The organism is Nocardioides sp. SR21 (assembly GCF_022761125.1).
GTDB lineage: Bacteria > Actinomycetota > Actinomycetes > Propionibacteriales > Nocardioidaceae > Nocardioides.
In genome coordinates this window covers 1-12934 of sequence record NZ_JAKWJR010000020.1, presented here as the reverse complement: position 1 = coordinate 12934, position 12934 = coordinate 1, and the positions used below count along the sequence as shown (strand labels likewise).

The following is a 12934-nucleotide window of genomic DNA, read 5'->3' as shown; positions in this document are numbered from 1 at the left end:
CCGGCCGCCCCGCCCCCGCCCCCATCGCCGGCCCCGGTCGAGCCGGAGCCGGAGCGCGAGCCCGAGCCGGTGGCCGCCGCCCCCGCGCCCGCCCAGCCGCCCGCACCCGAGCCGACCCCTGCGCCGTCCGGCGGCCTGAGCCTCGTCGACGTACGCCGCCTCTGGCCCGACATCGTCGACGCCACCAAGCAGCGCCGCCGCGTGACCTGGATGCACCTGACCCAGAACTGCCAGGTGGTCGCGGTCGACGGCAAGGTCCTGACCCTCGGCTTCGCGAACGCCGGTGCCCGCGAGTCGTTCGTGAACGGCGGCAGCGACGACATCGTGCGCCAAGCCGCGATCGACGTGGTCGGGGCCGACTGGAAGATCGAGACGATCGTCGACCCCGGCGCCAAGGCCGAGGGCACGCCGACCGTCACCCGCTCCGCCGTACCGGAGCCGGAGCCCGAGCCGGAGCGGATGCCGCCGCCCCCGGAGCCCGAGCCGGCCCCGGAGCCGCCGCGGTCGGAGGCCAGCCAGGCCGCCCGCGAGGCGATCCAGCAGACCCGCGACTCCGACGCGCCGGTCGGGGAGCGCGGCCCGGACTGGGCCGCTGCCGATGCCGAGGCGCATCCTGAGGACGTCGACGCGGACGACCAGGGCCTCAGCACCGCTGAGCTGCTCCAGCGCGAGCTCGGCGCGCAGATGATCGAGGAGATCAAGCACTCATGACGACCAAGGAGATCCGATGACCCAGAACCCGTTCGACGCGCTCGGCGGCGGAGGTTTCGACATGAACGCGCTCCTCCAGCAGGCCCAGCAGATGCAGGAGCAGCTCCAGGACGCCCAGCAGCGGCTCGCCGAGACCGTGGTCGACGGCACCGTCGCCGGTGGCGCGGTGACCGCGAAGGTCAACGGCGTCGGCGAGCTGGTCGGCATCGAGATCAAGGCCGGCGGCTTCGACGGCAGCGACCCCGACGACCTGGCCGACCTCGCGGACATGATCGTGGCCGCCTACCGCGACGCGAAGGCCCAGGCCGACGCGCTCGCCGGCGAGGCGCTCGGTCCGCTCGCGGGCGGCGCCGAGGGCATGCCAGGCATGCCCAAGCTCGGCTTCTGACGAGGCACGGCACTTGTACGAAGGCATCGTCCAGGACCTGATCGACGAGCTCGGTCGGCTGCCGGGCGTCGGTCCCAAGAGCGCGCAGCGGATCGCGTTCCACCTGCTCCAGGCCGACCCCACCGACGTACGTCGCCTCGCCGACGTGCTGATCGAGGTCAAGGCCAAGGTGAAGTTCTGCAGCATCTGCTTCAACGTCTCCGAGGACGAGCAGTGCCGCATCTGCCGCGACCCGCGCCGCGACCCGGCGCTGCTGTGCGTGGTCGAGGAGTACAAGGACGTCGTGGCGATCGAGCGGACCCGCGAGTTCCGTGGCCGCTACCACGTGCTCGGCGGTGCGATCTCGCCGATCGACGGCATTGGCCCCGACCAGCTCCGGATCCGCGAGCTCATGGTCCGGCTCTCCGACGGCGCGATCACCGAGGTGATCCTCGCGACCGACCCGAACCTCGAGGGCGAGGCGACCGCGACGTACCTCACGCGGATGTTGCGGCCCATCGGCTTGCGCGTGACGCGTCTAGCGAGTGGACTCCCGGTAGGCGGTGACTTGGAGTACGCCGACGAGGTGACCCTGGGCCGCGCATTCGCAGGAAGGCGATCAGCAGATGACTGAGACCACCCGACCGGTTCTCGACGCCGAGACCGAGGAGTTCGCCCAGCAGATCGCTGACCAGGTCGAGAGCTTCCTGATCGCGCTGAAGGCGGTCGCGAGCGAGGGCGACGGCGGGCGCGCGATCTCGCCGCTGCTGCTCGAGATCAGCCAGGTGCTGCTGGCCGGCGCCCGGCTGGGCGCGCAGCGCGACTTCACCCCGACGGGCGAGTACCAGCCCGACGTCGGCCCCGAGGCCGACCTCGACGAGATGCGGCTGCGCCTCGCCGAGCTGCTCGACGCGGTGGACACCTACAGCTACGTCTTCGACCCGTACGTCCCCGAGCTGGTCACCAGCCAGCTCTCCGACGACCTCACCAGCGTGGCGAACGACCTCGAGAACGGCCTGCGCCACTACCGGCTCGGCAACGTCGCCGAGGCCCTGTGGTGGTGGCAGTTCTCCTACGTCTCCTCGTGGGGCAACCTCGCCGGCGCCGCGCTCAACGCGCTGGTCTCGATCGTCACCCACGACCGGCTCGACGTCGAGATCGTCGACGAGGACGACCAGCTCGCCGCTGCCGATGAGATGCTCGAAGGTGACGACGTCACCCCTCGGTAGACTCGGTCCCTCTGGCTGAGTCGAGCAACGAGGGATCTCACGGTGGGCATTGTCGTCCAGAAGTACGGCGGGTCGTCGGTCGCGAACGCCGACGGCATCAAGCGCGTGGCGCAGCGCATCGTCAACACGCGCAAGGCCGGCAACGACGTCGTCGTCGTCGTGTCCGCGATGGGTGACACCACCGACGACCTCCGTGACCTCGCCGAGCAGGTCTCGCCGCTGCCGCCGCCGCGCGAGCTCGACATGCTGCTGACCGCCGGTGAGCGGATCTCGATGGCGCTGGTCGCGATGGCGATCGAGTCCCTCGGCCACAAGGCGCAGTCGTTCACCGGGTCCCAGGCGGGCGTGATCACCGACTCGGTGCACGGCAAGGCCAAGATCATCGACATCACGCCCGGCCGGATCGAGTCCGCCATCAAGGACGGCGCGATCGCGATCGTCGCCGGCTTCCAGGGGGTCTCGCAGGACACCAAGGACGTCACCACGCTGGGTCGCGGCGCGTCCGACACCACCGCCGTGGCGCTCGCCGCGGCGCTCGGCGCCGACGTGTGCGAGATCTACAGCGACGTCGACGGTGTGTTCACCGCCGACCCCCGGATCGTCCCGGCCGCCCGCAAGCTCGACCGGATCTCCACCGAGGAGATGCTGGAGATGGCGGCCTCGGGCGCGAAGATCCTCCACCTGCGGTGCGTCGAGTACGCCCGCCGCTACAACATGCCGATCCACGTGCGCTCGTCCTTCTCGCAGAAGGAAGGCACGTGGGTCATCCCGGACAGCAAGGCAGGAGACGAACAGATGGAGCAGGCGATCATCGCCGGCGTCGCGCACGACCGCAGCGAGGCCAAGATCACCGTGGTCGGCGTGCCCGACAAGGTCGGCGAGGCGGCGCGCATCTTCGAGGCGCTGGCCGCCACCGAGGTGAACATCGACATGGTCGTCCAGAACGTCTCGGCCGCCGCGACCGGGCTCACCGACATCTCGTTCACGCTGCCCCGCGCCGACGGCCAGTCGGCGATGGGCGCGCTGGCCAGGATCCAGGACGAGGTCGGCTACGACCGGCTCGTGTACGACGACCAGATCGGCAAGGTCTCGCTGATCGGCGCCGGCATGCGCAGCCACCCCGGCATCACGGCGAAGTTCTTCGCCGCGCTCGCGTCCGCGGGCGTGAACATCGAGATGATCTCCACCTCGGAGATCCGCATCTCGGTCGTGGTCTCCGAGGGCCAGGTCGACGACGCCGTGCGGGCCACCCACACGGCGTTCGACCTGGACGCCGACGAGGTCGAGGCGGTCGTGTACGGCGGGACCGGGCGATGAGCGCCCGGAAGCCGATGCGCATCGGCATCGTGGGCGCGACCGGCCAGGTCGGCGTCGCGATGCGCCAGATCCTCGAGCAGCGGGAGTTCCCGATCGAGGAGATCCGCTTCTTCGCCTCCGCCCGCTCCGCCGGCAAGGTGCTGCCGTTCGCCGGCCGCGACGTCGTCGTCGAGGACGCCGAGACCGCGGACCCGACGGGTCTCGACATCGCGCTGTTCTCCGCGGGTGCGACCACGTCGCGCGCGCTGGTCCCGAAGTTCGTCGACGCCGGCGTGATCGTCGTCGACAACTCGTCGGCGTTCCGCAAGGACCCCGCCATCCCGCTGGTCGTCTCGGAGGTCAACCCCGAGGCGGCGGCCGAGGTGATCGAGGCCGGTCGCGGCATCATCGCGAACCCGAACTGCACCACGATGGCCGCGATGCCGGTCCTCAAGCCGCTGCACGACGAGGCGGGCCTGACCAGGCTGATCGCGTCGACGTACCAGGCCGTCTCGGGATCGGGCGTCGCCGGTGTCGCGGAGCTCCAGAACGGCGTCGCCGCGGCCGGCGACAAGGCCGACGAGCTGGCGTACGACGGCTCGGCCGTCGCGTTCCCGGAGCCGGGCGTCTACCAGCGGACCATCGCGTACAACGTGCTGCCGCTCGCGGGCAACCTCGTCGACGACGGGCTGAACGAGACCGACGAGGAGCAGAAGCTCCGCAACGAGTCGCGCAAGATCCTCGGCATCCCGGGACTGCCGGTCTCGGGCATCTGCGTACGCGTCCCGGTCTTCACCGGCCACTCGCTGGCGATCAACGCCGAGTTCGAGCGGCCCCTGTCGGTCGAGCGGGCGCGCGAGCTGCTCGCCGACGCTCCGGGCGTCGAGCTCACCGACATCCCCAACCCGCTGCAGGCGGCCGGCCAGGACCCGTCGTACGTCGGCCGGATCCGCCAGGACGAGGGCGTCGAGGGCGGCCGCGGCCTGGCGCTGTTCGTGTCGAACGACAACCTGCGCAAGGGCGCCGCGCTCAACACCGTGCAGATCGCGGAGCTGATCGCTAGTCGGTAGGTGGCTCCACGAACGTCCGCGTCACCCAGTGCGCGGCGGCGAACGAGCCTGCGCAGATGAGCGGCAGCACCACGATCATCGCGCGGTCCAGCAGTGAGTCCACGAGGAACATCAGCGCCAGCACGGCGGTGAGCCCGACGGCGAGGAAGCTGGTGCTGCCCGGCTCGGGCACCTGCGCCAGCCGCAGCAGCACCGCGCCCACGACGACCATCGCGGCCAGGATCACGCCGAGCATCGGGTAGCCCACGCCACCGCACGAGGACGTGCCCTGGACGGCCTCGCAGCCGCGCAGCGAGGCCCAGGTGAGCCCGACGATCCCCAGGCCCACCACGAGGCCGATGAGGACGGCGGCGAGCATCCCGTCGAGGTGGGGGAGCCGGACCGGCGGGCGCGGCCGGCGCTCCGGCTTGGTCTCGACCTGCTTCGGGGGCTTGGGGGGCTTCGGCGGCTTCGGGGCCTTGGGCACCTTCGGCGGCTTCGGCTCCTTCGTGGCCGTAGGACGCCGACGACCGAGCTTGGGCAGCTCCAGCGAGGGGCCGTCCCGTCCGGTGTCGTCGTCGACCATGCCGCGAGTCTTCCACCGGGTCCGGCGCCGGAAACCAACGAGGGCCCGGACCCGCGGAGCGGATCCGGACCCTCAGATGGTCGGGCTGACAGGATTTGAACCTGCGGCCTCTTCGTCCCGAACGAAGCGCGCTACCAAGCTGCGCCACAGCCCGATCGGTCCACCGAAGCGGACCGGGGGAAACCATACCCGAGCACCTCCGGCCGTCTGAAATCGGCTCAGCGTTAGGGATCGACACCCCGCCCCGTGGCCCCCTGCGCGCCGCCCCTCACGCACGCTGGACTGCGTTGTCGTCAGTCGTCGGGACTCCGTCCCGCCTCCCTCCTCCGCCCTGCCAGCGCACGCGACGGACGACGCTCGCTACGGCCGAGGGCGGGGCGACGATCCCTCGGTGCCCACCAGGGTCAGCAGGGTGGCCTCGGGACGGCACGCGACGCGGATCCGGGCGTACGGGCTGGTCCCCAGGCCGGCCGACACGTGCAGCCACGAGGAGCCCGGGTCGCCGGGTGCGGACGCGGCCGGGTGCCGGTGCAGGCCCCTGGCGCGCGCCGGCTCGATGTCGCAGTTCGTGGTGAGCGCGCCGAAGCCCGGGAGGCACACCTGGCCGCCGTGGGTGTGCCCGGCGAGGATCGCGTCGTACCCGTCCGCGACGAACCGGTCCAGGACGCGGAGGTACGGCGCGTGCGCGACCCCGACCCGCAGGTCGGCGTCGGTCTCGGCGGGCCCGGCGACCTCGTCGAGGCGGTCGTAGCCGAGGTGCGGGTCGTCGACCCCCGCGAACGCGAGCCGCAGCCCGCGGACCTCGAGCGCGGCCTTGGCGTTGGTCAGGTCCGCCCAGCCGGCTCCCGACAGCGCGGCGCGCAGCTCGCGCCAGGGCAGCTGGGGCACGTTCGTGTGCCGCCTGCCGTCGTCGGGGAGCAGGTACCTGAACGGGTTGCGCAGGGTCGGCTCGAAGTAGTCGTTGGACCCGAGCACGAACACGCCCGGCACGTCGAGCAGCGGGCCGAGCGAGTCCAGGACCACCGGCACGGCGTCGCGGTGCGCGAGGTTGTCGCCGGTGTCGACGACGAGGTCCGGCTCCAGGTCGGCCAGGTCGCGCAGCCACGCCTGCTTGCGGGTCTGACCGGGCGTCATGTGCACGTCGCTGAGGTGCAGCACCCGCAGCTCCGGGCTACCGGGTGGCAGTGCCGGCACCCGCACCCGGCGCAGCGTGTAGGCGCGCGCTTCCGTCATCGCGTAGGTCGTGACCCCGGCTCCGGCCAGCGCTCCGGCGACCGTCAGGCGCCGGAGAATCGATAGCGGGGTCACGCGGCAAGGCTGCCACAATGGGCCGCATGAGTGCCCTCAAGGACCGTCTGCGCGCCGACCTCACCACCGCCATGAAGGCCCGCGACGAGGTGCGCTCCTCGACGCTGCGGATGGTGCTGACCGCGATCACCAACGCGGAGGTCGCGGGCAAGGAGGCCCGTGAGCTCTCCGACGACGACATCATCGGGGTCCTGTCCACCGAGGCGAAGAAGCGCCGCGAGGCCGCGACCGCGTTCACCGAGGGCGGGCGCGACGAGATGGCCGCCAAGGAGACCGCGGAGGCCGCGGTGATCGCGGACTACCTGCCGGCCCAGCTCGGCGAGCAGGAGATCGCCGACATCGTCACCGCCGCCGTCGCCCAGGTCGGCGCGGCCGGCGAGGGCATGAAGGCGATGGGCAAGGTCATGGGCGTGGTCACGCCGCAGGTGAAGGGTCGCGCCGACGGCGGCGCGGTCGCCGCGGAGGTACGCCGGCAGCTGGGCCAGTAGTCGGGCCAGTAGTCAGGCCAGTAGTCGAGCGGGCTAGCGCCCGCCGCCGGGACCGTTGCCGTTCCCGGGACCACCGTTCCCGGGACCACCGTTCCCGGGACCACCGCCGCCGGGACCACCGCCGTTGCCACCGCCGTTGTCGGGCTTGTCCGGCTTGTCCGGCGGCGGCGCCACCCCGGTCGAGGTGTAGACGGTGATGATCGAGCCCTCCGGCACGTAGCTGCCGCCCGAAGGTGACGTGTAGGCGACGGTGCCCGCCGGGTTGCCGGACGCCACCGCGCCGCCCTGGATCGCGTTGAAGCCGGCCGCCTCGAGGGCCGCCTCGGCCTCCGAGACGCTCATGCCCGAGACCGAGGGGACGAGCGTCGGCTCGCCCTCGATCGCGCTCAGGGCGGGTGCGACGAAGTCCTCGTCGTCGAGGCTGTCGTCGACGGCCTGCATCGCCTGCGCCCACATCGGGCCGGCGAAGCCGGAGCCGGACACCTCCCAGATGTACTCGCCGCCGATGGTCTGCCCGGCCAGCCCGATCGGGCGCTGGCCCTCCTTGCTGGCGCCGGCGATCATCGCGGCGGCGGCGAGCTGCGGGGTGTAGCCGACGTACCAGACGGACTTGCCGTCCTGGGTGGTGCCGGTCTTCGCGGCGGACGGCACGACGAGGCCGGTCTGGCCGTTGTCGTAGCCGAAGCCGCCCGGCTCCTGGACGCCGCGGAGCACGTCGTTGACGGCGTCGGCGGTGGCCTGGGGCAGGGCCTGGTCGCAGCTCGGCAGGAAGTGCTTGAGCTCGTTGCCGTCGGCGTCGGCGATGTCGGTCACCGGCTGCGAGTCGCAGTGCAGGCCGCGGGCGGCGAACGTGGCGTACGCCTCGGCCATCTCCAGCGGGCTGGCGTTGGCGACACCGAGCGTGAACGTCGGGACCCGCTCGGCGCCGAAGCCGTGCTCGTCACCGCGCGGGTTGGTCAGGTCGACCCCGAGCGACTTGGCGATCTTGTACGGGTCGCAGACGCCGGTCTCGCGCTCGAGCATCGCGTAGAAGGTGTTCGACGACGTCTGGGTGCCGCGGTAGATGTCCATGGTCCCCGAGGTCGTCGAGGTCGCGACGTCCCAGGTGCCGACGAAGCCCGGCTCGCCCTCGCAGTTCGCGAACTCCTCCTGCGGGATGCTCATCTCCGCCGGCGGGTTCAGCGTCGTCGAGAGCGGGATGTGGTCGTTGACCGCGGCGGCGAGCACGAACGGCTTGAACGTCGAGCCCGCCTGGAAGCCCGCGGAGCCGCCGTACCGGGTCGGCACGGTGTAGTTGAGGAACGTCTGGCCGGCGGCCTCGCTGCGGCCCATCGGCCGGGACTGCGCGAGCGCCGTGACAGCGCCGCTGCCGGGCGTGACCATCGCGAGAGCGCCGACGGCCTGGTCCTGCTTGTAGACGTGGTTGGCGACCGCGTTGTCGGCGGCGTTCTGGTCGTCGAGGTCGAGCGTGGTCTTGATCGTGAGACCGCCGGTCTTGAGCAGCTTGCGCCGCTCCTCGACGGTGTCGCCGAGCGCGGGGTTCTGCAGCAGCCAGCTGACGGCGTAGTCGCAGAAGAACGGCGCGCGCGAGTAGAGGCAGCCGTTCTTGGCGGCCTTCACGTCGAGCCCGAGGTCGGTCTCCTTGGTCTTCGCGGCCTTCTCGCGGCTGATGACGTTCAGCTCGGCCATCCGGTCGAGCACGATGTTGCGCCGCGCGAGCGCCTTGTCCGGCGAGTTCGTCGGGTCGTAGCCGGTGGGGTTCTTCACCAGGCCGGCGAGCATCGCCGACTGCCGGAGGTTGAGCTCCTTGGCGTTGACGTCGAAGTAGTGGCGGGCGGCCGACTGGACGCCGTACGTGCCGTCGCCGAAGTAGGCGATGTTGAGGTACCGCTCGAGGATCCAGTCCTTGGAGTACTTCTGCTCGAACGCGATCGCGTAGCGCAGCTCGCGGAGCTTGCGGGCGTAGGTGTCGTCGGTAGCCGCACGGCGCTCGGCCTTGGTGTCGGCCTGCGTCAGCAGGGTCATCTTGACCATCTGCTGGGTGATCGACGAGCCACCCTGGACGACGCCGGAGTTGGCCTGGTTGGTGATCAGCGCGCGCAGCGTGCCCTTGAGGTCGAGCGCGCCGTGCTCGTAGTAGCGGTAGTCCTCGATCGCGACGATCGACTTCACCATGATCCGCGAGACCTGCGAGAGCGCGACGTTGACGCGGTTCTCGTCGTAGATCGTCGCGATCGTGTTGCCGTCCGCGTCGAGCAGCTTGGTCTTCTGCGGGAGCGGGTCGGTCTGCAGCTCGGCCGGCAGGTCGTCCATCGCCTCGGCGACCTGGCGGGCGCCGACGCCGAGGACACCGGCGAAGGGGATCGCGAGCCCGGCGGCGATGACACCCATGACCGCCGCGACGGCCACCATCACGAGCAGATGGGAGGCGACGCGGGCTCCGGAGAGGCGTTCATCACGCGGGACGGACATGGCCTCAAGAGTACGGGAGCGATATAGCCCGTACCTATTCATGACCCGATATGACTAGTTAGTTCGGACTATGCCTATCTCATCCGGCTGGGTCTGTCCGAATTCTCAGACGATCTTTACCTTATCTGCGGAGGGGAAGTCTTCCCGGGCAGTCATCGTGGGGATGGCTGCACGTCTCGGAGTGATGTGGGGACATCAAGATGTGGGTTGAGGATTGGGCGCCCGCGGCTGCATGCCGCCAGGCGCAACCGGACCAGCTGTTCGTTCGTGGTGCGGAACAGAACAAGGCCAAGCAGCTCTGCGCGGGCTGCCCCGTGCGGACCGAGTGCCTCGCGGAGGCGCTCGACAACCAGATCGAGTGGGGGGTCTGGGGCGGCATGACCGAGCGCGAGCGCCGAGCACTGCTGCGGCGCAAGCCGAACGCCTCGTGGCGCTCGGTGCTCGAGCAGGCTCGTGAGCAGGGTGCGCCGCTCACGAAGATCACGGTCTAGCGAGCCGCGCGGCTGAGCTTGCGACGTCGCGACCGGCGTGTCGAGACCCAGTCGATCTGCTGACTCACGCCTCTGCGAGAAGTGCGCCGACCTGGCGGAGACCCGCCAGGTCGTGCACGTCGCCGGCGAGCGCCGGGACGACCGCCGTCGGCACCTGCGGGTGCGCGGCGGCGAAGCGCGCGCGCAGCAACGCCTCGCGCTCGACCGTGCGGGTCTGGTCGGCGTGCAGCCGGAGCAGACCGGCGGTCAGTGAGTCCGGCGCGCGCTTGCGCAGCCGGGCGGACGCGGCCATCGCCTCGTCGCCCGACAGCGTGCCGCGCGGCTCCGGCGTCGCCCGGTTGACGATGAGTCCGGCGAGCGGCATCCGGTCCTCGCCGAGCCGTTCGACGAAGTACGCCGCCTCGCGCAGCGCGTCCGGCTCGGGCGCGGCGACCACGAGGAACGCCGTACCGTCGGCCTGGAGCAGCTGGAACGTCCGCTGCGCCCGCTGGCGGAAGCCGCCGAAGAGGGTGTCGAACGCCGTCACGAACGTCTGCATGTCGCGGAGCACCTGGGCGCCCAGGATCTTGGTCAGGGCGTTGGTGATCAGGCCGAAGCCGGCGCTCATCACCTTCGCGGGGCCCTTGGCGGGAGTCAGCAGCAGCCGGATGAACCGGCCGTCGAGGAAGCTCGAGAGCCGCTCCGGCGCGTCGAGGAAGTCCAGCGCGGAGCGCGACGGCGGGGTGTCGACCACGATCAGGTCGTAGGTGCCGTCCCGCTGCGCCTCGGCGTGGATCTGGCCGAGCTTCTCCATCGCCATGTACTCCTGCGTGCCCGCGAAGGAGCTCGACAGCGCGATGTAGAAGGGGTTCTCGAGGATCTGCTTCGCCTTCTCCGGGGTGGCCTGGCCCTCCACCACCTCGTCGAAGGTGCGCTTCATGTCGAGCATCATCGCGTCGAGGCTGCCGCCCTTGCGGTTGCCCCTGCCGTTGGTGCGCAGCCCGGTGACCGGGCGCGGGGTGTTGTCGAGCTGCTCGATCCCCATCGACTGCGCGAGCCGCCGAGCCGGGTCGATGGTCAGCACGACGACCTTGCGGCCGCGCTCGGCGGCGCGCAGCGCGAGGGCCGCGGAGGTCGTGGTCTTGCCGACGCCGCCGGAGCCGCAGCACACGATGATCCCGGTGCCCGGGTCGTCGATCAGCGCGTCGACGTCCATCGCCGGGACCGGCCCTGGCGCCGCGGCCAGCGGGCCGACCCGCGTCCGTGCCTTCATCGCTTCACCTGCTCGGCGAGGTCGCCTGCGAGCTCGTAGAGCCCGCCGAGGTCGACGCCGCCCGGCAGGCGAGGCAGCTCGTACGTCGGCAGCCCCAGCCCGGCCACGACGGCGCGCTGGCTGTCCTCGAGCGCGCGACGCTCCGCGTGGTCGTGCGCCTCGGCGAGCAGGCCGGCCACCAGCTCGTCGCCGATGTCGACGCCGGCCTCCTTCAGGTCGGCCTCGATCCGCTCGGCGTCCAGCTGTCGGGAGCGCGCGGCCGCGAGGTCGTGGGCCGAGATGTCGTGGGGGCGGACCTGGTTGACGATCACGCTGCCGACCGGGAGCCCGGCCCGCCGGAGCTCGGTGATCCCGTCGGCGGTCTCCTGCACGGGCATCTCCTCGAGCACCGTCACCAGGTGCACGGCGGTCCGCGGCGACTGGAACAGCGTCATCACCGAGTCGGCCTGGCTCTTGATCGGGCCGACCTTGGCCAGCCCGGCGAGCTCGTCGTTCACGTTGAGGAACTGCGCGATCCGGCCGGTCGGCGGTGCGTCGAGCACGACCGCGTCGTACTGGATCGCGCTCTTGTTGCGGCTGTTGCGCTGCACCGCCTCGTAGACCTTGCCGGTCAGCAGCACGTCGCGGACGCCGGGCGCGATCGTCGTCGCGAACTCGATGACCCCGAAGCGGTCCAGCGCCCGCCCGGCGCGGCCGAGCTTGTAGTACATGGCGAGGTACTCCAGCAGCGCCGACTCCGGGTCGATGTGCAGCGCGTGCACGACGCCCGGGGCGCGGCCGTTCAGGCGCAGCCCGCTGGCGATCCGGCGCTCCTCGTACGGCAGCGGGTCGACGTCGAACATCCGGGCGATGCCCTGGCGGCCCTCGACCTCGCACAGCAGCACCTGGCGGCCCTGGGCCGCGAGAGCGAGCGCGAGCGACGCGGCCACCGTCGACTTCCCGGTGCCCCCCTTGCCGGTCACGACGTGCAGACGCACCCGGGACCAGTCGCCAGCGACCATGGACCCGACTCTAGGTGACAGGTGGAGAGCCCTAGGATCGCCGCATGGACAAGGTGGTGACCTCGGCCACAGACGCCGTGGCGGACATCCCGGACGGCGCGACGCTGTCGGTGGGCGGATTCGGACTCTGCGGTATCCCGTCGGTGCTGATCGACGCGCTGCTGTCGGCCGGTACGACCGACCTGGAGGCGGTGTCGAACAACTGCGGCGTCGACGACTGGGGCCTGGGCCGGCTGCTGGCCGAGAAGCGGATCCGGCGGATGATCTCGTCGTACGTGGGTGAGAACAAGGAGTTCGCGCGCCAGTACCTCTCAGGTGAGCTGGAGGTGGAGCTGACGCCGCAGGGCACGCTCGCCGAGCGGATGCGCGCGGGCGGGTCGGGCATCCCGGCGTTCTTCACCGCGACCGGTGTCGGCACCCAGGTGGCCGAGGGCGGGCTGCCGTGGAAGTACGACGACGCCGGCAACGTGACCGTCGCGAGCCCCGCGAAGCAGACGCAGGAGTTCGATACTGCTGAGGGGCGGCGCGAGTACGTCCTCGAGCACGCGATCGTCGCGGACTTCGGCCTGGTGCGGGCCTGGAAGGGCGACCGGCACGGCAACCTCGTCTACCGGGACTCCGCGCGGAACTTCAACCCGCTGGCCGCGATGTGCGGCCGGGTCACGATCGCGGAGGTCGAGGAGC

At 71.3% G+C, this 12934-nt stretch carries 13 protein-coding genes, 1 tRNA gene and 1 pseudogene; 9 read left to right on the top strand and 6 right to left on the bottom strand.

All coding sequences use genetic code 11. The features are described 5' to 3' along the window. The 6 genes and pseudogenes from MJ604_RS23555 to MJ604_RS23530 all read left to right on the top strand — a co-directional run. A pseudogene (locus MJ604_RS23555) lies at positions 1-711 on the top strand (DNA polymerase III subunit gamma/tau); the annotation flags it as partial. A 16-nt stretch (positions 712-727) separates the two neighbouring features. Next, entirely contained in the window at positions 728-1099 is a 372-nt protein-coding gene (locus tag MJ604_RS23550) for a YbaB/EbfC family nucleoid-associated protein (protein ID WP_243061235.1), read from the top strand. Positions 1100-1112: 13 nt separating this feature from the next. Then, positions 1113-1712: a recombination mediator RecR gene (gene recR, locus MJ604_RS23545; RefSeq protein ID WP_243061234.1), complete on the top strand. Its 600-nt coding sequence runs from the start codon at positions 1113-1115 to the stop codon at positions 1710-1712. After that, positions 1705-2307: a DUF5063 domain-containing protein gene (locus MJ604_RS23540; protein ID WP_243061232.1), complete on the top strand. Its 603-nt coding sequence runs from the start codon at positions 1705-1707 to the stop codon at positions 2305-2307. The genes recR and MJ604_RS23540 overlap by 8 nt, the downstream gene beginning before the upstream one ends. Before the next feature lie 42 nt (positions 2308-2349). After that, positions 2350-3624: an aspartate kinase gene (locus MJ604_RS23535; protein WP_243061231.1), complete on the top strand. Its 1275-nt coding sequence runs from the start codon at positions 2350-2352 to the stop codon at positions 3622-3624. Continuing rightward, positions 3621-4673 carry an aspartate-semialdehyde dehydrogenase gene (locus MJ604_RS23530; protein ID WP_243061229.1) on the top strand — a complete coding sequence of 351 codons (1053 nt, stop codon included), beginning with the start codon at positions 3621-3623 and terminating at the stop codon, positions 4671-4673. Before MJ604_RS23535 ends, MJ604_RS23530 begins: the two co-directional genes overlap by 4 nt. On the opposite strand, the gene MJ604_RS23525 is transcribed toward MJ604_RS23530, so the two are convergent. The 3 genes from MJ604_RS23525 to MJ604_RS23515 all read right to left on the bottom strand — a co-directional run bounded on the left by MJ604_RS23525 (position 4663) and on the right by MJ604_RS23515 (position 6546). Further along, positions 4663-5238, bottom strand: a complete 576-nt coding sequence (locus MJ604_RS23525; protein ID WP_243061227.1) for a hypothetical protein — start codon at positions 5236-5238, stop codon at positions 4663-4665. The two genes, MJ604_RS23530 and MJ604_RS23525, sit on opposite strands and share 11 nt — an antisense overlap. 77 nt (positions 5239-5315) lie before the next feature. Further along, positions 5316-5392, bottom strand: a tRNA-Pro gene (locus MJ604_RS23520). Positions 5393-5598: 206 nt separating this feature from the next. Next, on the bottom strand, positions 5599-6546 hold the full coding sequence (locus tag MJ604_RS23515; protein ID WP_374458371.1) for a metallophosphoesterase: 948 nt from the start codon (positions 6544-6546) through the stop codon (positions 5599-5601). A 26-nt stretch (positions 6547-6572) separates the two neighbouring features. On the opposite strand from MJ604_RS23515, the gene MJ604_RS23510 reads away from it, so the two are divergent. After that, positions 6573-7034, top strand: a complete 462-nt coding sequence (locus MJ604_RS23510) for a GatB/YqeY domain-containing protein (RefSeq protein ID WP_243061226.1) — start codon at positions 6573-6575, stop codon at positions 7032-7034. A 33-nt stretch (positions 7035-7067) separates the two neighbouring features. On the opposite strand, the gene MJ604_RS23505 is transcribed toward MJ604_RS23510, so the two are convergent. Continuing rightward, a complete protein-coding gene (locus MJ604_RS23505) occupies positions 7068-9506 on the bottom strand; it encodes a transglycosylase domain-containing protein (RefSeq protein WP_243061224.1) in 2439 nt (812 codons plus the stop codon). 200 nt (positions 9507-9706) lie between these two features. Here MJ604_RS23505 and MJ604_RS23500 point away from each other — a divergent pair, with 200 nt between their 5' ends. Beyond that, entirely contained in the window at positions 9707-9997 is a 291-nt protein-coding gene (locus MJ604_RS23500) for a WhiB family transcriptional regulator (protein WP_243061223.1), read from the top strand. Between the two features lie 64 nt (positions 9998-10061). Here the strand turns inward: MJ604_RS23500 and MJ604_RS23495 are convergent, their stop codons facing one another. Both MJ604_RS23495 and MJ604_RS23490 read right to left on the bottom strand, forming a co-directional pair. Further along, on the bottom strand, positions 10062-11249 hold the full coding sequence (locus tag MJ604_RS23495) for an ArsA-related P-loop ATPase (RefSeq protein ID WP_243061221.1): 1188 nt from the start codon (positions 11247-11249) through the stop codon (positions 10062-10064). Beyond that, positions 11246-12271: an ArsA-related P-loop ATPase gene (locus MJ604_RS23490; protein ID WP_374458372.1), complete on the bottom strand. Its 1026-nt coding sequence runs from the start codon at positions 12269-12271 to the stop codon at positions 11246-11248. Before MJ604_RS23490 ends, MJ604_RS23495 begins: the two co-directional genes overlap by 4 nt. A 23-nt stretch (positions 12272-12294) precedes the next feature. Here MJ604_RS23490 and MJ604_RS23485 point away from each other — a divergent pair. Further along, positions 12295-12934: CoA transferase subunit A (locus MJ604_RS23485; RefSeq protein ID WP_243061218.1), on the top strand; the 640-nt coding region annotated here is incomplete at its 3' end.

Excerpts from the sequence above, each read along its gene's own strand:
- MJ604_RS23550 (WP_243061235.1), top strand. The coding sequence starts at position 728 with ATGACCCAGAACCCGTTCGACGCGCTCGGCGGCGGAGGTTTCGACATG.
- MJ604_RS23530 (WP_243061229.1), top strand. The coding sequence starts at position 3,621 with ATGAGCGCCCGGAAGCCGATGCGCATCGGCATCGTGGGCGCGACCGGC.
- MJ604_RS23505 (WP_243061224.1), bottom strand. The coding sequence starts at position 9,506 with ATGTCCGTCCCGCGTGATGAACGCCTCTCCGGAGCCCGCGTCGCCTCC.
- MJ604_RS23500 (WP_243061223.1), top strand. The coding sequence starts at position 9,707 with ATGTGGGTTGAGGATTGGGCGCCCGCGGCTGCATGCCGCCAGGCGCAA.
- MJ604_RS23495 (WP_243061221.1), bottom strand. The coding sequence starts at position 11,249 with ATGAAGGCACGGACGCGGGTCGGCCCGCTGGCCGCGGCGCCAGGGCCG.
- MJ604_RS23525 (WP_243061227.1), bottom strand. The coding sequence starts at position 5,238 with ATGGTCGACGACGACACCGGACGGGACGGCCCCTCGCTGGAGCTGCCC.
- MJ604_RS23510 (WP_243061226.1), top strand. The coding sequence starts at position 6,573 with ATGAGTGCCCTCAAGGACCGTCTGCGCGCCGACCTCACCACCGCCATG.
- MJ604_RS23540 (WP_243061232.1), top strand. The coding sequence starts at position 1,705 with ATGACTGAGACCACCCGACCGGTTCTCGACGCCGAGACCGAGGAGTTC.